This window comes from Acinetobacter sp. NigerLNRRAM0016 (assembly GCF_054112845.1).
The window spans coordinates 28,017-49,055 of sequence record NZ_JBSYVT010000004.1 but is presented as its reverse complement, the minus strand read 5'-3'; the positions used below and the strand labels follow the sequence as shown (position 1 = coordinate 49,055).

Genomic DNA, 21,039 nt, shown 5'->3' with positions numbered 1-21,039 from the left:
CTAACTGAAGATCATTGATCTCTTGAAGTAAATTAATTTGAGCGCTTCATCAAAAAAATCCCCTCACTTGAGGGGATTTTGATTATTGCTGAGGACTTAAGGCATTTTGTGCAAAATTCGGAGAACGAGGCCCATACAATAGCCCTTTTTGTTGAGCTAACTGTGGTGCACAAAGCTGCACACTCACACTATTCGAAAGTACGTATGCCTTATCGGACAAATGATTGGCAATCTGATCCACCAAAGCACCAACCAGCATTCCAACCAAACCAGCATTACTATTATTATTGGCTTGTTGGATTTTCTCCTGACCTTCCCATAATAAAGCACCCGTTTTTAAATCGACCAATTTAGCCTCAACCGCAACGGTAGACGTCGATTGAATGACTTGATACTTAGAACCATATTCTTTGACTTTGACATACAGTGCTGCATCAGCGCCAAAAATTTCATTCAGCTTCTGAATTGGAATTTGCTGGGCATCATAACCATTGGTTACGCCATTTTCTTTAAATAGCGTATCCACCACAGAAATTGGAAACACGTAATAACCCGCTTCTGCCACAGGCAAAGTTACGGTAGACCAATATCCATAAGTTGCCCGTGTATCAGGAGACTCATTCACCGGTGGCAACACTAAAATTGATTTCGGCATGTTGGCTGTATATGCTGATAAATCACGGTTATTTTTTGGCGTGGTTACACAGCCCGTCAACAATGTTGCAGCAAGACCCAATATGAAAAGTTGCTTAAGAATCTTCATTTCACACTCCCCGCAACAGATTGAGCTGTCATCTTATTCAATAGTCGATCCATCAGGACTGTCGATTCTGGGTAAGTTTGACGCTCAAGCTCAAAATATTGAATCGCGCGCGGTCCATTATTGATATTCAAGTTTAATAAGCCAAGATGCGCATATAAACCTGGTGGCACGGCTGCATTTTTGGCTTTCGCTTTTTCAATATCTTTTTCAAGTTGAGCAATCTGTTCTTGCGGAGAGGTCTTCTCTGGCACACTCAGCATCAGATAAGTTTGCTGCGGGTATTGCCCCCAGCTATAGAGAGACTTCGGCGCCGAAACACAGCCAACCAATGTCATGCTGCAAAGCGTAGCTAAAATTAATCCTATTTTTTTCATTGCTTCCAACCAATCACTGCGCAGACCATGTATTGGTTTGAATATCTAAGACCAAGTTATTCACCGCTTCACGCACTGCCAAATCTAAAACTTTACCGTTTAGAGTTGAATCATAAGAAGCGGTAGAGCCAAAACCGAGTACTTCGCGCTCGCTTAATGCATACTCGCCCGCGCCTTGAACGGAATGAACAATTTCCGCAGTCTTAACATCGACAATATTTAAGTTCACTTTGGCATACGCAATTTGCGTTTTACCACGCCCCAAAATACCAAACAGTTGATGGTCACCCACTTCTTTACGGCCAAATTCAGAAACATCACCGGTTAAGACATAACGTGCGCCTTTAATCGCTTGTGAAGATTTGGTAAAGCCTGCTTCTTGTTGTAACTCAGCCAAATTGTCGCGGTTTAATACCGAGAAATAACCTGATTGTTGTAAATGAGTCTCTAAAATGGTTTTTGCCTGACCACCTAAACGGTCAACATTATCCGAGAAAATTCCGCGCATATAGCTTGAACGGTTGTCAAATTTACCCACTGAAACAGGTGTTTTAACGCCAGTATATTTTACAGTTGCAACTGCCGCTGTGACTTGAGGCGCTTGAATCGTTTTGGAGGTTTCTGTGGTTGAACATGCAGATAAGGTTAAGCTGCTAAAAACTGCTGTAAAAATAATTTTTTTCAAGATTTATCCCGCTGATATTTATTAAAAAAATCGGCGGGATTATAGCAAGTTACACTCTAGTAACATATAGAGAATGACGAATTAAGATTCCGAATCTATTACTTCATCCCAAAAATCAGTTTAAGACCCAGTACGGTCATTACCCCACCTGCGACACGGTCAAACAGGGCTTTCGATTTTAGATAAACTTTGCGTGGACCTTCTGCCGATAAGGCAACGGCAACCAGCGAATACCAGCCTGCATCAATAAAGAAGCACAGCATTGGCAAAACCACATAGAAATAAGTTGGAATGTCTTTCGGCAATAAGGCCGTGAAAATACTGGCTAAGATTACCGCAATTTTCGGATTACTCATTTGTGTGATCAAACCTAAACGATAGGCTTGCTTGTAGCTCATAGGTTCAGCCGAACCATTCGGACTATCCATTGGCTCTTTGGCATGCTTGATAATTTTATAGGCAATCCAAAGTAAATATAAACCACCACAAACTTTTAAAACCAAATAGGCAGAAGGCACAGCCAGTAAAATCGCTTGTAGCCCCATGACGGCCAACAAGCCAAATAATGCAGCACCTGTCCCCGTCCCCAGTGCCGTAAACAAGCCATGTTTACGTGAAATCGCAATCGAGTTTTTCGCTACATAAATAAAAGTCGGTCCTGGGCTAATGGCACCTAACATTAAAGCCAAGGTAATTGAACCTAATATGATCAGCGATTCCAAAGAGCACCTCGATGCATTGGGAGAAAAAATGGTGCACTATTTTAGACAAAATCTGCACCAAAACCTATCAAAAAAATGCACTATATGCGATAAAAAGATTCAAAAATTTAAGTCGAAGTTTATTCTCATATTGCTAAAAACTCTTAATTCAATACACTTGTAAAGTATTTTCTTTATCTGAATAAATTCCAACCAGTTAGAGCAAAAACTCAATATATTATTTACTTTCATATGTTTGAAATAATACCACAGGATTGTTTCATTTCTTTTTCATCTCTAAATTTCCCATAAAACAATTTTTTTGATCAAAATTTAGCATCAAATCTTCACATTTCTTTCATAGCTTTTTTCTATACATAATCACATACTCAAAATATGGGTTTATTTTACTTTCTGATAAAAAATGACAAACGAGGTTTTATCCATGCCGAATAAGACAACATTCGACGCCAAACAAGCACATCTCTGGATCATTGGTGGTGGTATTGCAGGTATGGCTGCCGCAGCCTTTGCTATCCGTGATGCAAAAGTGCCTGCGCAAAATATTCATATTCTAGAAGAACTCAATATTGCAGGTGGTTCCATGGATGGAGGTGAAACACCTCAAGCGGCACATGCGTGGGTCACACGTGGTGGTCGCATGCTCACCGATGAAACCTATTTATGTTTATGGGATTTATTTTCCTCAATTCCCTCTTTAGAAAATCCAGACATTTCTGTTCGTGAAGAATGTCGTGCATTTAATGCTGAGATCAAAACCCATGCTCGCGCACGTTTAATCGATGCTGAACACCACATCTTAGATGCGTCAAAATTAGGGTTAAGCAACTTACATCGTGCACAAATGCTGCGTTTACTGGCATCAAAAGAAGAGCGGATTGGCAGCCGACGCATCGATGAGTTTTTTGATGACAGCTTTTTCCAAAGTAATTTTTGGCGTATGTGGCGCACCACTTTTGCATTTCAAAAATGGCACAGTGCAGCCGAATTAAGACGCTACTTCTTGCGTTTTATTCAGGAACTCCCTCGCATTCATACTTTGGCTGGCGTGAAAAGAACCAAATACAACCAGTACGATTCCATGATTTATCCTCTACAGCGCTGGCTGGTCGAACAAGGAGTCGATGTGCGTTTTGGTCACTATGTGACTGATGCCGATTTTAGTAGCGATGAAAGTACGCAAGAACGTCGTGCAACAAAACTGTATGTCAAACTTCCTGAAGGTAAAGAAGAAATTGATCTGAAACAACATGATCTTGCCATCTTTACCTTGGGTTCGATTACCGCAGATTCACGTTACGGCGGTAATCATGATGTGCCTGAATTAATTCGAGATCGACAAGACCATGGTTGGCGTTTATGGGAGACTTTATCGAAAAAGGCAGCCGATTTCGGACGTCCCATGAGTTTTTATGGCAATGTGGATGAGCACAAATGGGAGTCGTTCACTCTGACCATGCAAGATGACGTCTTGCTGAAGCGTATTGTTGGCTATACAGGCAATGAGCCGGGTACTGGTGCGCTCATGACATGGTTTGAGTCAGGCTGGCATTTATCCATTGTGGTACCTGCACAACCGCACTTTGCCAATTTACCCGACAATACCTTTACCCTGTGGGGCTATGGTTTCGAAATTGACCATATCGGTGATTACATCAAAAAACCAATGTCACAAGCTACAGGACAAGAAATCTTAACTGAACTCATCAAACAGCTCGGTTTTGACGATATTTTGGAGCATGTTTTAGCAAACACCGAAGTGACAACTGTCATGATGCCTTATGCCTCTGCCCTGTTTGCCTGCCGTAAATCAGGGGATCGACCTTTGGTGATTCCAAAAGGCTCGCAAAATTTTGCTTTCTTGGGACAATTTGTCGAAATCGAAGATGATGTGGTGTTTACCGTCGAATACTCGGTACGCGGCGCAATGCTGGCCATTTATGAATTTTTTGGAGTCACCCGCGACATCCCCGAAATCTACAATGGGCTGCTCGACCCGAAAGTGGGCTTAAAAGCCTTAGAAGCAGTGTTCCACTAATTCATTCATAAAAAAGAGCATCTTCAATTGATGCTCTTTTTTTATGACTTCAATTTAGACGGGCTGAAGAAATACTTGTATGACATTCAACTGGCATAGACGGTTAAAACTAAGGACGGGCTACCTTCGCATGCGCCGTTTGTTCTTGTGCCATCAATTTATAATCTTGATCTGCCACAGGCATACCCCCAATGACCATACTGCGCACCATAGTTTTCGGTTTATTCAGATCATCCTTTGCATCACACCCGCTAAGCAATCCTGCCACAAGGCACATCAGGATGAAGGATACTTTTTTCATCGCATACCCTCGCTTCTTTTCTTATTTTAATTTCAGCATAGCACTATTCATTTTCAAATCCTATCGGCTTTGTGACTACTTTTTATGGCTGAATCGATCTTCCGAAAAACACCTGATCAAAATAAAAACCGCTTCACTTGTATAAAGAAATAAGCTGAAAAATGTTTAATCAAATGATGCATTTGAATTCTGCTTACAAAATCTTACAGGCAAGATGATTTACAACGGACAAAATTGTCCGTTAAATATTAGGACTGTCTGCTACAAAATCTGCGCATCATGACCATACGCCAACAACGTGCCGCTCAAAACCGAGAGGAATTACTGGAAGCCGCGATCCAAATATTCCGTACTCACGGCATTAATGCGCCTTTACAACTGGTGATTGATGAAGCCAAAGTCGGACGCGCAACCTTTTATCGTAATTTTGCTGACCGTCGCGCGCTGGTGATTGCCTTGATGGAACAAGCCTTGGAACGACTCGCGCAAAGAGCTGCCGAGTTTTCTCAATATGACGATGGCTTTATCCGCCTCATTCAGAACCATGTCTATAACTTACCTTATTTGACTGCCTTGATGGAATATTGGCGGGTGATTGAACGTGATGACCCAATTATGGTGGACATCTATGCGCGGCGTGATGCGATTTTGCAGCCCTTGATAGACCAAGCCATTCGCCATCAAGTTTGTCGTCCCGATTTAACTACCCAAGACTATGCCATGATCACGGCGATTCTACGCACCTCCTTTCAAGGCTTAACCGATACGGAACAACAGCAATTGGCACAGCGTGCCATTGAACTGTTGCTGAATGGTATTCGGGCATAGAAGGCGGGCTGATCATGTCACAAACTCCGCGCCTGCTTGAACCCGCACCCGACTGGACACCCGAAGAAAAACCCACACTGCCTGGTTCGCCCGCGGTGATTGCGCATTCCAAGACCAAACGTATTCTGTATTTTTGTATTGGCTTGTTTATTGCCTTGTCCGCAAGTTTAAGTAATGGGTTTATTACCGCCAATTTGCCCTTAATTCAGGGTGAATATGGACTCACCCCTTCGGAAGCAGCATGGATTCCTGCAGCTTATGTCATGGCGAATGTCAGTTCCAACCTGATTTTATTCAAAGCCCGCCAGCAATACGGCTTACGCTTATTTTCAGAAATTGGCTTGGTGATGTTCATTGCCGTACTGGTGCTGCATCTCTTTGTGCACACCTTTGAAATGGCGGTCTTGGTACGTTTTATCAGCGGGATGGTCGCGGCTCCGCTCAGTTCTTTGGGCATGTATTACATCATGCAAGCCTTTAAACGGGCAGATTTTGGACGCAGTATTTATTTGGCATTGGGCTTTCAACAACTGGGCATTCCTTTGGCGTGGATCATTTCGCCTTACCTGATTGACGTGAATAACTGGAATGTGCTGTACACCTTTGAAATTGGCTTAGCCTTGTGCTGTTTTGCCATGGTGGTGTCATTAAAATTGCCGCGCAGCTTAAGAATTGCCGTGTTTGAAAAGCAGGATTTCTTGACCTTTGCCCTACTCGCCCCTGGGTTTGCCTTGCTGTGTATTGTACTGACCCAAGGTCCGATTTTATGGTGGCTGGAAGTGAAATGGCTAGCATATCTGCTGATTGCAGGTTTCAGCCTGATTGTAATCGGTTTGGTGTATGAACACTATCGGGTTAATCCCCTGATTATGACCCGTTGGCTTGGGGCAGCATCGACCATTCGCTTCATTATTGGAGCATTTGCGATTCGCTTTCTGATGTCCGAGCAAAGCTATGCCGCGGTGAATTTCTTAAAAACTATGGGCATGGGGCCTGACCAGTTTGTACCGCTGTATAGCATTATCTTTTTTGGGATTGTTGCGGGCACCTTATTCAGTGCCATCACCTTTTCGCGTGAACGGATTATTTGGCATTTGCTGTTAGCCGAAGCCTTGGTGCTGATTGCCTGCGGTCTCGACTTTCATCTCACCAGTGATATTCGCCCTGCCAATTTTTATGGCAGTCAGTTTCTGGTCGGCTTTGCCAGTGGCGTATTTATTGGTCCCTTGCTGGTGACGGGAATTATGAGTGCCATGCAAAAAGGGCCAACCCATATTGTGACCTTTATTGTGCTGTTTTCTGCCACGCAAACCTTTGGAGGCTTGGTTGGCTCCTCGTTCTATTCCACCTATCAGCAAATGCGCACCCAAGAGTATCGTGCCGAAATTATTCGGCAGTTGCCTGAAACGAACCCGCTGATTGCACAGCGCCTGCAAAGCTATCAACAAAGCTCGCACAGCTACACCCTCGATCAAAGCCTAGAACAGCAGCAAGCCTTAAAGACACTGAATCAAGTGGTGACCCGTGAAGCGCAAGTGCGTGCCTATAACGATGTGATTAGTTTAAACGGCGTGATTGCCCTGCTGCTGTTACTGTGGGGTGCATTCCTCATTGCACGTAATCAGTATCAATTGCGGCAACAAGCCAAGCTGCCAAATTCCTAACCTATTGCCCTATTTATCGAGAAACTGTTATGTCTGAAGATCAAAAACCTGCAACATCCTCCGAAGAAGCTCAGCGGGCAGCGCCTCAGCCGATGACGATCGCTGCACCACCAAGCAAGCTGATTCCTACGGCAAAGCGAACCTTAATTCTGATGCTTTTGGTGTTGCTCATCGGTATTGGTATTATTTTATGGGCATGGAAAATTGGTCCTTTTGACAGTGCCATTGAGTCGACAGACAACAGTTATGTCAAAGGCAAAACCACGGTGCTGTCATCGCAAATCAATGGTTATGTCAAAGATGTGCTGGTCAGTGATTTTGATCATGTCAAACAAGGGCAAGTGCTGATGCATATTGATGCCACCACCTATGATCAAAAAGTCACACAGGCAGAAGCTGGGGTCGATCAGGCACAAAATAACCTGTCGAATCAAACCCAAAGCATCGCCCAACGTAAAGCCGATATTGTGGCGGCGGAAGCCAAAGTGGAACAGGCACGCGCAGCCTATCAACTGTCTTTAGCACAACAGCAGCGATATCAGCAATTGGGCAACTCAGGCGCTGCATCCAAATCGGAACAAGACCAAGCGGTTGCCGATACCCAAAATAATTTGGCTTTGCTGCAACAGGCACAAGCCAATGTACTGGTTGCTCAAGAAGCATTGAAAACTGCACAAGTCGCAGAAACCGGTTTAAAGGCTCAAGTCACCAATGCCGCAGCACAATTGGATCAGGCCAAAACCACCAAAGACTACAGCACCATTACTGCACCAATGGATGGACAACTCGGTGAAGTCAATCCGCGCGTGGGGCAATATGTAGCTGCAGGTACACAATTGCTGTATCTCATTCCACAACAAACTTGGGTCACGGCGAATTTTAAAGAAACCCAAATTGCCCATATGAAAATTGGGCAGAAAGCATGGTTTAGCGTCGATGCGCTGAATCATCAAAAATTTACGGGTCATGTGGAACAGATTTCCCCTGCCGCGGGTTCTGAATTCAGCGTGCTGAAAGCTGACAATGCCACAGGTAACTTTACCAAAGTGGTGCAACGCATTGCGGTACGCATCGCCATTGATCCAAATCAAACAGGCATTGAAAACCTACGTCCAGGCATGTCCGTGATCAGTTCTGTGGATACCCGCTCTGCACAGCACTAATTCCTGTGCAGAAATCCAAGCCTTCACTTAAACTATGCAACAAATCTGACCGACGAAAACCTGATGTTTGACCAAATTGCCCAAAGCATTCCTTATCAGCACATTCATGTGGATGGGTTTGAGATCACCATCAAGCGTTTGGATTTGGTGCATCCGCAGATTTCGGGCAACAAGTTTTTTAAACTGAAATACAATCTGTTGGCTGCTCAGCAGCAGGGCTATAAAAAATTGCTGACCTTTGGCGGCGCCTATTCCAATCATATTGCTGCTACGGCGTATGCAGCACAGTGCTTTGGTTTTGAAAGCTTAGGAATTATTCGCGGGGAAGAACTGGCATCCAAGCCACTGAATCAGACCTTAAGCACAGCACAACAATTTGGCATGCAATTGCAGTTTGTTTCACGTGAAAACTATCGCCTCAAACAAAGCTCCGATTACTTGGCTCAACTACAGCAGGACTACCCTGATTATTATGTAATTCCTGAGGGCGGTACCAATCCCTTCGCGATACAGGGCTGCCAAGAAATTCTGAATACGCAGGATCGTGAAAATTATGATCTGATCTGCTGTGCGGTTGGGACTGGCGGCACCATGACAGGCTTAATTGAAGCGAGTAGCACACATCAGCATGTACTCGGCTTTTCGGCTTTAAAAGGGGATTTTCTCACCACAGAAGTACAGCAACTCACCCATAAAACCAACTGGCAAATCACCGACCAATTTTGTTGTGGCGGCTATGCCAAAACCACACCTGAACTACTGCAATTTATTCAAGCCTTTGAGCAGCGCTACCAGATTCCGCTTGAACAAGTCTATACAGGCAAGATGCTAATGGGAGTGTTTGAGCTGATTCAACAAGGGCAGTTTTCTGCACATAGTCGGATTTTGGTAATTCATTCAGGCGGACTACAAGGTCGCTTAGCGCAACTTTAGATAGTCCTGAAAAAGCAAAAAAGATGGTCTATAATGCCCTGCTTTGTTCTCCCGTGAGTATGCCATGTCTGCAAATCAATATGATGTCTTAGTTTTAGGTGCAGGTGCATCTGGCTTAATGACAGCCTATATGGCAGCTCAACGTGGACGTAAGGTGCTGGTGGTTGAAAAAGCCAATAAAGTCGGCAAAAAAATTCTAATGTCGGGGGGCGGTAAATGTAACTTTACCAACCTGTATGTCGAGCCGAGCAACTTTATTTCACATAACCCGCACTTTGTGATTTCTGCCCTGACCCGCTATACCAACTGGGATTTCATCGGCTTGGTGTGTGCATATGGCATTGAATATGAAGAACGTAAGCACGGCCAGTTATTCACCCTGAATGGCGCCAAAGAAATTTTAGCCATGCTATTGGCGGAATGTGAAAAAACAGGACTGGTCGAGATTAAAACCAATTGCGAAGTCAAAGCCATCACCGCACTGGATGATCACGGTTTTCAAACCACGACCACGCTGGGATATTTTGAAACCGAATCTGTAGTGATTGCCTCAGGCGGTTTATCCATTCCAACCCTAGGCGGTTCGGGAATTGGCTATGACATTGCCAAACAGTTTGGACATCATGTCTATCCAACCCGCGCAGGTTTAGTGCCGTTTGCTTTCTCTGACCAGTTTAAAGAAGTCACCACCAAACTTAGTGGTAATGCGGTCGATGCAACTTTATCGAACGAGCTCAATAGTTTTACCGAAGCACTGCTGTTTACTCACCGTGGGCTCAGTGGACCAAGCTCGCTGCAACTCTCTAACTATTGGGACGTCGGACAAAGTTTTAAAATCAACTTTCTGCCTTATCTCGACGTGCTTGAATTCTTAATGCAGAAGAAAAAGAGCCAACCGAAAGTGCTACTCCGCACCCTTTTTGCTGAACATTTGCCGAAGAGTGTGGTGGCTGAACTACAAAATCTGATCTGGTTAGAACAAGCCGAAACCGCGATTGGCAATCTCAGCAATGAAAAGCTGCAACAGATTGCTAGCCGCTTACAAGCCTTTGAAGTTAAACCTTCTGGAACCGAAGGTTATCGTACTGCGGAAGTGACTTTAGGTGGTGTAGATACCACTGAGGTTTCATCCAAAACCATGGAAAGTAAAAAGCAAAAAGGGCTGTACTTTGTCGGTGAAGTGCTCGATGTGACTGGGCATTTAGGTGGTTTCAACTTCCAGTGGGCATGGTCATCGGCGCATGCGGCATCGCAATATGTTTAATCACTTAAAATAAAAATAGGCAGGGTCATTTACCCTGCCTATTTTCGTTTTCTAGCGCATAGCATTCTATCTATGCACGAATTCAACACTTATTCTAAATAGTCGGTACGCAATAAATTCACGCGTGAATTAGCATCTACACGCTCAATCGCTTTTTGCATTTGGTTTAAACACTGTTGTTGTGTGTTAGTCGCAACTTCGGTCACTAAATTTAAGCGTGACAAAAATATTTTTAACATGATGATCCCCTTCATTGTTGTTGTTTCTACGTCCAAGTATGCTTGCAAAATATGTCAGCGGTATTAAACTAAATACACGTTTATGCTGACTATTTTCTATAAATAGCACACTAAAATTTAAAATGCGATGCTCTCAGCATAAAGTATTAGAACCATTGTTCCTCTGAATCTTCTACTTCCGCTGCTTGCTGCGGCTTCACCTGTGCTGCAAAAATAAATTTGTAAGCGCTGGCTAAAAATCCAAAGGTAATACCCGCAATAATGATTGGGGCAATGATTTTATTCGGTGTTTTATTTTTCATTGTCTATCCTCATTCCAAAAGATCGATCTGCCTAAGCATGATCGATCTGAATAAAATTGAACACGTTATTTCGGGTCATCTTTTGGCTGAACATCCACATCCTGCTCGGCTTCACCCGTAGATCCATATGGATTATTCAATGGTTTTTGCTCAGGGTCGACCAGCAACTCATCAGGAACCACCTGCTCACCTTGAGACTGCGATTGAGATTGCGACGTTGTCGAACTGGTCATCATCGGTTCTGTTTTGATCTTCTGATCTGTATTCGGTTGTTTCGCCTGTTTTTTTGCACAGTCTATCAAATCGCTAAGAATTCGTTCCGCAGGTTGACGTCCACCTAAACCGAAGGCTAAAGCAAAGGCGACAGCCACGGCTCCCAGCGTTAAACCAAAAGCAAGATTAACAATGGAGTCGGCAATACCCATGGCTTTTAAACCCATGGCAATCACCAGTCCCATAATCAGCACACGAACCAGACTGGCTAACCATAGCGAGCTTTGATATTCACCACGTTGCACAATATTGGCCACCAGATTTGCCAGCCAGAAACCAATCACCAAGATGACTGCACCCAATAGAATATTGGCACCAAACTGAATAAACATGGAGATTAAAAGACTGACTTGCTCTAGCCCCAAACGGTTCGCAGCTTCGGATACCGCAAACAGCATGGTGAAAAATACAATCAGATAACCCACGACACATGAAATTTTGGTCGAACCCAGAAAGCGCTGAATATCGAGTTTTGCTGGAATGTCGTCAACACCTGTTCCTGCCACCACATCTACCACCAAATTGGCGACAAAACGTGACACCACATAAGCAATAATCAGAATCAAACCCGCTGCAATAATCTGCGGAATCGCATTCATAATTTCGTACAACATTGCCGTTGCAGGTTGTGAAATGGAATCAATTCCGAGTGCTTCAAAAGCGATGATCAGTGCCGTAATAATCACGATGGCAAATACAAATGAACCCAGCACTTGCGCCAAGTTCGAGTTTTTAAACAGCCCGATTTTTTGTGCTTGGCTTTGCAGATCTAGACTACGTACCAATCCTTCTAAAATGCCGCGGACAATCTTCGCCAAAATATAGCCAACAAAGACAATCACAATGGCAATAAACAGATTAGGTAGATAGGAAATGACTTCATTCAACATATTTTGAATTGGGAACAGTAAGCCCGTCAGACCTAAAATCGACAGCACAATTGGAAGAAATAATAACAAAATCAACCAATAGACAATCTCGCTAATGTTCTGGCTGATGGGGCTGACACCGACATCTTCACTCAGCTTTTCATCCAGTTGCGTCCGATCCAGCAGTTTTTTCAGCCCGACTTTCACCAAATTGGCAAAAATCCAGCCAATAAACGCGACCGCAGCCGCAGCCAAAAGTTGAGGAATAAACAATAAGAACTGTTGAATCATGTTACTGAATGGACCACTGACACTGGTCAGGTTCAAGGCATTTAACGCACCAATCACGGCAATCAACAGTACAATCCAAAACACAATTCTAGAAACGATATTTTCGATATTGGAACGGTGCCCTGTCGCACCTGAGAGTTTTTGATTGGTGCCCAATTTGGACAAAACCTTCTTCACCGCAGCGGCAATGACCAAGGCAATCACCCAGCCGATCAGCAAAATCGCAACTGCCGCCAAAATAGGATAGAACTGGTCCCAGAAATACCAGCCATGCATTTCAGGATTTCGCATCCCACCGTCAAAAAAATCATTCATGTGATTTTCCCTCTTTTTTATTTCTGCAAATTTTTCAGCTCATTTAAGGCTAAATTGTTATCTTGATTTAAAAGTCACGAGGTACTTATCCACCTTAGGATTTGTACTTTTTTTAATCAACACACATATGCAGAATTACAACAAAAGGGAACACCCCAATAGCAAAAAGCCCCAACTGGTTCAGTCAGAGCTTTTGTATCATCAAATTCAGAAACTTAAAAATATGCGTTTAACTCAAGAAAATTCACCGTGAATACTTGCATCGAACCCCATCCTCGTTTTTTCAAGGACAATCCCCGTTGCACATTCCTAATTTGGCGTTCCGCTTGAGAGCATGTACACCACAAGTGCTAAGAAAAAGATACCGACTAAGATAAGCATGTACACTGGTAAGCGTTTTTTTTGTCTTATTTCTTCAGCACTCGTGACATGAGGCGGTTTATTGAAATCATGTACCATGGTCCCCTCACTATGTTCATCCCTTGTTGAATTTTTATACTATCAACAAAAAATATAAAGTTGTGTGAAGAAGCATTATGAGATCGTGAGCGCTTGTAAATCATTTGTAGATCAAGCAGCTTCATGGATTATTGCTGCTGACTTTAGTCACTTCTTTCAAAAAATACCATGCGGTAATTGCACTTGCTCCTGCTCAATCACCATTTCATGCTCATCCTTTAAATCGACCCCAGAAAGCTGGAGTTGTTCAGACTTGCGCATCAATGCCATTAAGCGTTGCACGGCGGTCACTTCATCCAATCCTGCAGAGCGGACATTGGAAATACAATTGCGCATGGCATCATGACACCCTTTTTTGGCTTTCCAGGTATAGTAGATGCCCATGCTATCAGGCGAACTCAATCCAGGGCGTTCCCCAATCAGCATCACCAGCATTTTCGCCTGCAAAATTTGTGCAATTTCATCGCCCAAGGCAACACGACTTCCCGTCGCAATGACCACAGGTGCGACTGTCCAGCCTTGCTGTACACAAGCGGCTTGCAGTTTGGCAATCAAACTAACGGCATTATCTTCAATTGCCCGTGCAGACAAGCCATCACCCGCCACAATCAAGACATCATAGGGCTGTTGACCTGTTTCGGATTGCATCGTTTTAAGCATTTGCCTTGAAGCTTCGGATAGCTCTCGTCCTAAATCGGGACGTTTCAAATAAGTATCTTTATCTAGCGCACAACTGCTGACCTGTACGAATTCGATCTGCTGTTGTTGCAACTGCTGACTCAACATGTCCAGATCTAGCGGTTTTAATACGGCATCTTTGGCTTGGGCATGTGCCAATTGAAACTCTAACAGTGGACGCGTCGGCAGGCTGCCCCCTGTACGTCCCAAAGCAATTCTGGCATCGGTAAACTGTTTCAGTTGTTCCCAACTGTTTTTCTCAAACCGTGGGGTATATTGCACATCATAATGTAGTTTCATCAAGCTCTCCCCAAACTATGATAGCAGCAAGCGCGAGAATTTTTCGGGCATCTGCTGCGGCCATTCCAGCAGTGAAGATTGCTGTTTCAAAATGCCTTGCTGTTCTAACCAGTATGCAAATTCAGGTGCGGGCGATAGCCCTAATAACTGGCGAATATAGAGGGCATCATGGAAAGAGGTGGTTTGATAATTCAGCATCACATCATCTGAACCCGGAATGCCCATAATAAAGTTAATCCCCGCATTGGCTAAAAGGGTCAGCAATACATCCATATCATCCTGATCGGCATCGGCATGGTTGGTATAACAAATATCACAGCCCATTGGCACACCCAACAACTTGCCACAGAAATGATCTTCCAAGCCTGCCCGAATAATCTGTTTACCGTTATAGAGATATTCAGGACCAATAAAGCCGACCACAGTATTGACCAGAAAAGGATGATATTTACGTGCCACTGCATAAGTTCGGGCTTCGAGGGTTTGCTGATCCACCCCATGATGGGTTTGGCTGGACAATGCACTGCCCTGACCCGTTTCAAAATACATGACATTCTGACCCACCGTACCCCGTTTTAAGCTCAGGGCAGCCTCATATCCTTCTTTCAATAACGCCAGATTAATCCCAAAAGCGCTATTGGCTTGTTCCGTGCCTGCAATGGACTGAAACATTAAATCAATCGGCACATTTTTATTCGCCAGTTGAATACCTGAACTCACATGGGTCAGCACACAAGACTGGGTGGGAATGTCATATTCATGAATAATGTAATCCAGCAGCTTGAGCAGTTCTGACAGGTTCTGCAAATTGTCTGTCGCAGGGTTAATGCCAATCACGGCATCGCCATTGCCATACATCAAACCATCCAAAATGCTGGCAGAAATGCCCAATACATCATCGGTCGGATGATTGGGCTGTAAGCGGGTCGATAGATGTCCTTCCAAGCCGATGGTATTGCGGAATTGGGTAATCACACGGCATTTTTTAGCCACCAGAATCAAATCCTGATTACGCATAATCTTGCTGACGGCTGCCACCATTTCTGGCGTTAAACCCGCCTGAAGTGCAGTCAATTTTTCAGTCGTAGCATCCGCACTCAATAACCAATTCCGCAGATCTCCCACCGTGAAGTGGGAGATAGGATAAAATGCCTCGGCATCATGTTCATCTAAAATCAGTCGGGTCACTTCATCCTGCTCATACGGAATCAAGGCTTCGTTCAAAAACTGTTTTAAGGGGACATCTGCCAAGCACATTTGCGCTGCGACACGTTCCGTTGCATCCTGCGCGGCAATGCCTGCCAACTGATCTCCAGAGCGTTCAGGTGTGGCTTTCGCCATGAGTGTTTTCAAATCTACAAACACATAATGCTGATGCGCGACATTAATCCGATAGCTCACTCCCCACACTCCTTAGCTATTTAATTCTTGTTCTGCGGCTTGGATATTGGCAAATTCTTCTTCTGGGGTGCCTGCGACCAAATGATGACGGCTATAGATCAAGAAATACAGGATAAACACCGCATAAATGGCTGCTGCCATAAACCAGACTTTCGGATCCACCACAAAGCCTGCAACCGTCGCAATTGCCGCCAAGACCAAAGCAATTGAAGCAGTCACAATCCCTCCGGGTGCTTTGTAGGGACGAGGCAGATTCGGTTTGGCAATTTTCAATTTAATATACGCCATCATCATCAATACATAGGAAATGGTGGCACCAAAAACTGCCATCAAAATCAGTAAATCCCCCTCTCCCGATAAAGACAGCATAAACCCAATCACCCCAGGAATAATGATGGCTAAATGAGGTGCATGGTTTTTATTTGTTAATGAAAGTTTCTTCGGTAAATAACCTGCACGTGACAAGGCAAAAATCTGACGGGAATAAGCATAAATAATCGAGAAGAAACTGGCGATCAAACCTGCCAGACCCACAAAGTTAACAAAACCAGCCAACCACGTATTTTCCCCATACACCACTTTTAGCGCATCGACCAAAGGGGCCCCTGATTCTTTGAGGCTATCTGCGCCAGCTGCGCCTGCGCCCAAGAACAAAATTGCCAAGGCAAATACTGCTAAAATCAGCATTGAACCGATCAAACCACGCGGTAAGGATTTATGTGGCTCCTTGGCTTCTTCTGCCGCCAAAGGCACACCTTCCACTGCCAAGAAGAACCAGATGGCATAAGGCACAGCCGCCCAAATACCCAAATAACCCAAAGGTAAAAAAGTACTTGCCCCAGCCGCATCTGCTTTAACAGGAATATCCAATAATTTCTGACTGTCAAAATGAGGGAACATTGCTGCAATAAAGACCAGCAATGCCACGGCTGCCAACGCAGTTATGATGAAGATAATTTTTAAGGCTTCCCCTGCACCTTTTAGGTGAATCCCCATGAAGAATAGATAACAAAGTAAATAGACGAACCAGCCGCTAATCCCAAATAAAGATTCGCAATAGGCACCGATAAACACGGCAATGGCCGCGGGTGCGATGGCATATTCAATCAGAATCGCAGTACCTGTTAAATAGCCACCCAAAGGTCCAAAGGCAGTCCGTGCAAAGCTATAGCCTCCACCTGCCGTCGGCAACATAGTCGACATCTCCGACATGGCCAAGCACATACACAAATACATAATTGCGACGATGATGGTGGCAATAAACATGCCACCCCAGCCACCTTGTGCTAAGCCAAAGTTCCAGCCTGCAAAGTCACCCGAAATGACATAGGCAACCCCAAGCCCAATTAATAGTAACCAGCCTACCGCGCCTTGTTTGAGTTTGCGCTGTGCAAAATACTCACTATTGGCATGATGATGGGGATTGGCTTCTGCAACGACACTTTTAACATTTGACATAAGCACCTCGACCTCGCTAGATACTTAAATCCAATGCATAAGCTGTACCAGTTTTGACTTTAAGGTCAAAATGATTTGGATTTATACGAGAAATCCATGTCTTATTCTGGATGTAAAAACTCGCGCTTTTTCCTCACATGTGAATGACTCAGATCAGTCCAGCAACCACAAAGAATATGTAACCAATCTGCCGCATGAATGTGAAATTGGAGTATAATCACGCACCTCGTTTTGAATGCTCCTAATCCTTATGGCGTATAGTCAACAGAGTGTCACACTTGATCTTGACACCGACGTCACACATCAATGTGCACTACACTACACACGTGATCAGCATCTGATTGGTATTATTGAATTTACCAAGCCAAGCTATGTGCTGAAATGGGGTGATTTAGAATATTTCCGTCGTCGTACCGAAGAATTTTCCGTCATGCCATTTCCAGAATGTGTGAACGCCATGATTGTGGATATTCGTAATGTCGCCGCATTTCTGGACAATGAAGTTCCGATTCTGCCGTGGCGTTTAGTGGAAGAAGAATGCCCTGTCCGTTTAGTGGTTCCGCACGACCGTTTGGAATATTATGCAGGTTTCTTTGAACCAACATGGCTCAGCACCGATTTAGACAGTGCCATCTATGAAATCCGAGATTTTATGGATATGTTTGTTCACTAAGTTTAAGCAATAAAAAAAATCCTCCATTTGGGAGGATTTTTTCATTTTAGACTCAGCCATTCCATCTGAATGACTTTGGCACTTACCAGTAATTTTCGACCGCAATATTGCCTTCACCACGGCGATTCATGGTTAAACCGCGTGCTTTTAATGCCTCTTTGGTGTCTTCCACCATTTGCGGATTACCACACAACATCACATGACTGGTTGCAGGATTGAACTGGCAGCCAACTGCTTGTTCAAGTGCACCATTCTCAATCAATATCGGCAAACGCTCATGTAAAGGCGCTTGCGGGTCACGGGTCACAATCGGCACAAATTTAAAGCCTGTATGCCCTTCACCAAAAGTCTGCGCAATCTTTTGAATACGCTCTACATAAGCCAATTCGCAAGCAGTGCGAACACTGTAAACCAAATGAATATGTTTATATTTGCTCCATGTGTCAAAGTCTTGCAACATGGACACAAAAGGCGCCAAACCCGTGCCTGTCGCCAACAGCCATAAGTCCTGAGGCAATGGCAACTGATAACGGGTCAGCGTCAAGAATCCGTAAGGAATTTTCTCTAAATACAGTTCATCGCCCACTTGCAAGTGTTGCAAATTGGAGGTAAATGCCCCATCGGGTACCACAATTGAAAAGAATTCCAAGGTTTCGTCAAACGGTGAGGACACAATTGAATACGCACGAACCACCAATTCATCCCCGACTTTTAAACCAATACGGGCAAATTGACCTGCGGTAAACTTAAAATGTGCAGGACGTGTCATGGTGAAACTAAATAAAGTATTGGTCCAACGCTGAACAGATAAAACCTTTTCTACGCTAAATTTTTCAATTGACATGATTTCGACGTGGCATCAAAGACTGCGCTCATGTTAGCATGACAATATAATTTATTAATATTTTTTAAATGTTAAGGCTACATTCATGCGCATGACTTTACGCCAATTGGCTGTTTTTGTAGCAGTCGCTCAGGAAGGCACCGTGACTAAAGCCAGTGACGCGGTGAAGTTAACTCAAAGTGCTGCAAGTATGGCACTGGCAGATCTGGAAGATGGCTTAGGGGCTCCACTGTTTGACCGCTTAGGTAAACGTCTGCAATTGAATGATTTAGGTCGCTTTCTTTTGCCTCAAGCCCTTGAAATTCTGGGTCGCTGTGAAGCCTTTGAACAAGCGGCTAAAGGCGAGTTACAAAGTATCGATTTGCGTTTAGGGGCAACCTTAACCATTAGCGATTATTTAATGCCTGATCTGATGGCCAACTTTTTACAAATTCAACCGCAAGCACATTTACAACTCCAAGTCGGCAATACTCGCCAGATGATTGAAGCGGTAAATCAATTCCAGTTGGATTTAGCCCTGATTGAAGGTTCTTGTCATTTACCCCAATTGCAATGCATCCATTGGCGTGATGATGAACTGGCGGTATGTTGTGCACCAGATCATCCACTGGCTCGTTTGAATCGCGAATTGAGTCCTGCAGATTTTGATCATGTCGAATGGATTTTGCGTGAAGAAGGTTCAGGTACACGTGAGGTGTTTGACAATGCCATCTTGCAAGACTTGCCTGACGCCAATATTCGTTTAACCCTTGGGCATAACGAAGCTATTTTAAAAATTGTAGCAGGTGGTTTGGGTATGTCCTGTATCTCGAAACTTGCCATTGAACCGTTACAAGAAAAAGGTCAATTGGTGGTGCTCAATACCCCATTCTGGCAACTTTCCCGTCCTTTATTCATGTTAGTACATCGTCAAAAGTATCAAGGACCAGGCTTAAAAGCCTTTATGAAATTCTGTGAAGGTTAATCCGCTAGTGTAAAAATACTCCCAGATGGGAGTATTCTTATGCTTGCTATTTAACGATGGAATTGACGTTCACATGGAATTCCATCCCCATCTCCATCCATTTCAGTACTTGGGCAATTTCTTAAGAAAAATACAGCTTCTTCATAAGAATGCATTTGGCTACAATGAGTTCGTCCATCACATGTGAATTTGGAAACCTGTTCGTTCTTTTGAACAGCTACAAGTTTTGATGCTTCTAACGGCGCCGATGAAGTGGTACTCACATGCTGTGCATTCACGGCATAGCCCACCGTATCTAAATTCTTACGCCCCTGCGCTGACAGAATACGATCAGGCAAATGACCCAAAGCCTCACGCTGTTGCTCCACAATTCGCTTTTGTTCTTGAATAAGTTGTTCCGCTTTTAGCTGTTTGGCGACACGATAATCCTGAACTTTTTGATAGGTCACAAAACCTGATCCAGCAATCACAACCAGCACCAATAAAATAATGTATTTTAAGCGTGATCTCGGTTTCTTGGGCAGAATGATTTTCTCTGCAGGCGGCACCGATTGGTAATTAAAGCTCTGCTTCTCAAAAAGTGGCTGATCATCCTCTGGTTTTAAATCAAGCCGCACAATATCGGATGCCTTAAATTTTCCTTGCTCTTCGACAATGCGGAACTTGAGCTGCTCTCCCTCATTCGGCTTGATGTGCCAGCTCGGGAAATCTTTAATGTGGAAAAAGACATCTTGTGGCTCATCCTCAACCTGAATAAAGCCAAAGCCACGTGCAGAGTTGTAGTGCTTGATCTTCCCCTCAAGAAACATAATGCGCCCTAAACTTTTTATTTTTTTCTATTCTAATCAATAAAAAAGAGACCCTAAAGTCTCTTTGTTTAATTCGAAAAAAAATAATGCCCTTGCTTCGTGATCAACGTCTAAAGTTTGTCAATAAAGCAGAAGTAATCGATTTATTGTGCGTAGACACTTTGGATTTCTTGGCTTTCGCAGAGTTATCTTCTACACGCTCAATTTTAATGGCTTTCAGCTTATTGCCATTTTCAACCACTAAAAATTTTACGCGTTCGTTACGTTTCGGCTCACCATCGGCAAGCGGAAAATCAGAGATATGAAAGAAAATATCCTCTTCAGACGTCGCGATAAAACCGTAACCTTTATCTGCGTTGTATTGTCTAATTTTTCCTTGTTGAAACTCAGATTTCATTCATTTTCCCCTTTTCTGGAAACTAGCGAGCT

At 43.8% G+C, this 21,039-nt stretch carries 22 protein-coding genes; 8 read left to right on the top strand and 14 right to left on the bottom strand.

Annotated elements, in window-relative coordinates; all coding sequences use genetic code 11:
* Positions 1-82 precede the first annotated feature (82 nt).
* The 4 genes from ACWQ4X_RS04260 to ACWQ4X_RS04245 all read right to left on the bottom strand — a co-directional run bounded on the left by ACWQ4X_RS04260 (position 83) and on the right by ACWQ4X_RS04245 (position 2,502).
* Positions 83-763, bottom strand: a complete 681-nt coding sequence (locus ACWQ4X_RS04260) for a DUF799 domain-containing protein (protein ID WP_457902836.1) — start codon at positions 761-763, stop codon at positions 83-85.
* Positions 760-1,137, bottom strand: a complete 378-nt coding sequence (locus tag ACWQ4X_RS04255) for a DUF4810 domain-containing protein (RefSeq protein ID WP_457902835.1) — start codon at positions 1,135-1,137, stop codon at positions 760-762. The genes ACWQ4X_RS04260 and ACWQ4X_RS04255 overlap by 4 nt, the downstream gene beginning before the upstream one ends.
* Before the next feature lie 13 nt (positions 1,138-1,150).
* Entirely contained in the window at positions 1,151-1,822 is a 672-nt protein-coding gene (locus tag ACWQ4X_RS04250) for a CsgG/HfaB family protein (protein WP_457902834.1), read from the bottom strand.
* A 98-nt stretch (positions 1,823-1,920) separates the two neighbouring features.
* Complete coding sequence (locus ACWQ4X_RS04245) at positions 1,921-2,502, bottom strand: LysE family translocator (protein ID WP_171479190.1); 582 nt, start codon at positions 2,500-2,502, stop codon at positions 1,921-1,923.
* A gap of 466 nt (positions 2,503-2,968) precedes the next feature.
* On the opposite strand from ACWQ4X_RS04245, the gene ACWQ4X_RS04240 reads away from it, so the two are divergent.
* Complete coding sequence (locus ACWQ4X_RS04240; protein ID WP_457902833.1) at positions 2,969-4,582, top strand: oleate hydratase; 1,614 nt, start codon at positions 2,969-2,971, stop codon at positions 4,580-4,582.
* A gap of 109 nt (positions 4,583-4,691) precedes the next feature.
* Here ACWQ4X_RS04240 and ACWQ4X_RS04235 read toward each other — a convergent pair whose 3' ends face one another.
* Positions 4,692-4,883, bottom strand: coding sequence for an NF038215 family lipoprotein (locus ACWQ4X_RS04235; protein ID WP_374527931.1), 192 nt, complete (start codon positions 4,881-4,883; stop codon positions 4,692-4,694).
* A 279-nt stretch (positions 4,884-5,162) separates the two neighbouring features.
* On the opposite strand from ACWQ4X_RS04235, the gene ACWQ4X_RS04230 reads away from it, so the two are divergent.
* From ACWQ4X_RS04230 to ACWQ4X_RS04210, 5 genes are all read left to right on the top strand, one after another.
* Positions 5,163-5,711, top strand: a complete 549-nt coding sequence (locus ACWQ4X_RS04230) for a TetR/AcrR family transcriptional regulator (RefSeq protein WP_457902832.1) — start codon at positions 5,163-5,165, stop codon at positions 5,709-5,711.
* 14 nt (positions 5,712-5,725) lie between these two features.
* Positions 5,726-7,375, top strand: a complete 1,650-nt coding sequence (locus ACWQ4X_RS04225; protein ID WP_142769345.1) for an MFS transporter — start codon at positions 5,726-5,728, stop codon at positions 7,373-7,375.
* 29 nt (positions 7,376-7,404) lie between these two features.
* Positions 7,405-8,538: an HlyD family secretion protein gene (locus ACWQ4X_RS04220; protein WP_457902831.1), complete on the top strand. Its 1,134-nt coding sequence runs from the start codon at positions 7,405-7,407 to the stop codon at positions 8,536-8,538.
* A 63-nt stretch (positions 8,539-8,601) separates the two neighbouring features.
* Positions 8,602-9,471 carry a 1-aminocyclopropane-1-carboxylate deaminase/D-cysteine desulfhydrase gene (locus ACWQ4X_RS04215; protein ID WP_457902830.1) on the top strand — a complete coding sequence of 290 codons (870 nt, stop codon included), beginning with the start codon at positions 8,602-8,604 and terminating at the stop codon, positions 9,469-9,471.
* A 64-nt stretch (positions 9,472-9,535) separates the two neighbouring features.
* A complete protein-coding gene (locus tag ACWQ4X_RS04210; protein WP_457902829.1) occupies positions 9,536-10,735 on the top strand; it encodes an NAD(P)/FAD-dependent oxidoreductase in 1,200 nt (399 codons plus the stop codon).
* An 89-nt stretch (positions 10,736-10,824) separates the two neighbouring features.
* Here ACWQ4X_RS04210 and ACWQ4X_RS04205 read toward each other — a convergent pair whose 3' ends face one another.
* The 6 genes from ACWQ4X_RS04205 to eat form a co-directional block, all read right to left on the bottom strand.
* Positions 10,825-10,974, bottom strand: coding sequence for a hypothetical protein (locus tag ACWQ4X_RS04205; protein ID WP_171479141.1), 150 nt, complete (start codon positions 10,972-10,974; stop codon positions 10,825-10,827).
* Between the two features lie 146 nt (positions 10,975-11,120).
* The gene (locus tag ACWQ4X_RS04200) at positions 11,121-11,276 is read right to left on the bottom strand and encodes a hypothetical protein (RefSeq protein ID WP_457902828.1); all 156 of its coding nucleotides are present in this window, start codon (positions 11,274-11,276) and stop codon (positions 11,121-11,123) included.
* A 65-nt stretch (positions 11,277-11,341) separates the two neighbouring features.
* Positions 11,342-13,024 carry a mechanosensitive ion channel gene (locus ACWQ4X_RS04195; RefSeq protein WP_457902827.1) on the bottom strand — a complete coding sequence of 561 codons (1,683 nt, stop codon included), beginning with the start codon at positions 13,022-13,024 and terminating at the stop codon, positions 11,342-11,344.
* 615 nt (positions 13,025-13,639) lie between these two features.
* Positions 13,640-14,461, bottom strand: coding sequence for an ethanolamine ammonia-lyase subunit EutC (eutC, locus tag ACWQ4X_RS04190; RefSeq protein ID WP_457902826.1), 822 nt, complete (start codon positions 14,459-14,461; stop codon positions 13,640-13,642).
* A 15-nt stretch (positions 14,462-14,476) separates the two neighbouring features.
* On the bottom strand, positions 14,477-15,862 hold the full coding sequence (locus ACWQ4X_RS04185) for an ethanolamine ammonia-lyase subunit EutB (protein WP_457902825.1): 1,386 nt from the start codon (positions 15,860-15,862) through the stop codon (positions 14,477-14,479).
* A 12-nt stretch (positions 15,863-15,874) separates the two neighbouring features.
* A complete protein-coding gene (gene eat / locus ACWQ4X_RS04180) occupies positions 15,875-17,320 on the bottom strand; it encodes an ethanolamine permease (protein WP_457902824.1) in 1,446 nt (481 codons plus the stop codon).
* A gap of 250 nt (positions 17,321-17,570) precedes the next feature.
* Here eat and ACWQ4X_RS04175 point away from each other — a divergent pair, with 250 nt between their 5' ends.
* A complete protein-coding gene (locus ACWQ4X_RS04175) occupies positions 17,571-17,993 on the top strand; it encodes a hypothetical protein (protein ID WP_100242500.1) in 423 nt (140 codons plus the stop codon).
* An 82-nt stretch (positions 17,994-18,075) separates the two neighbouring features.
* On the opposite strand, the gene ACWQ4X_RS04170 is transcribed toward ACWQ4X_RS04175, so the two are convergent.
* Positions 18,076-18,837, bottom strand: a complete 762-nt coding sequence (locus tag ACWQ4X_RS04170; protein ID WP_457902823.1) for a ferredoxin--NADP reductase — start codon at positions 18,835-18,837, stop codon at positions 18,076-18,078.
* 85 nt (positions 18,838-18,922) lie between these two features.
* Between ACWQ4X_RS04170 and gigC the strand changes: the two genes are divergently transcribed.
* On the top strand, positions 18,923-19,801 hold the full coding sequence (gene gigC / locus ACWQ4X_RS04165) for a LysR family transcriptional regulator GigC (protein WP_100242498.1): 879 nt from the start codon (positions 18,923-18,925) through the stop codon (positions 19,799-19,801).
* 50 nt (positions 19,802-19,851) lie between these two features.
* On the opposite strand, the gene ACWQ4X_RS04160 is transcribed toward gigC, so the two are convergent.
* Positions 19,852-20,610: a cold shock domain-containing protein gene (locus ACWQ4X_RS04160; RefSeq protein WP_457902822.1), complete on the bottom strand. Its 759-nt coding sequence runs from the start codon at positions 20,608-20,610 to the stop codon at positions 19,852-19,854.
* A 103-nt stretch (positions 20,611-20,713) separates the two neighbouring features.
* The gene (locus tag ACWQ4X_RS04155; protein ID WP_142769354.1) at positions 20,714-21,007 is read right to left on the bottom strand and encodes a cold-shock protein; all 294 of its coding nucleotides are present in this window, start codon (positions 21,005-21,007) and stop codon (positions 20,714-20,716) included.
* Between the last annotated feature and the right edge of the window lie 32 nt (positions 21,008-21,039).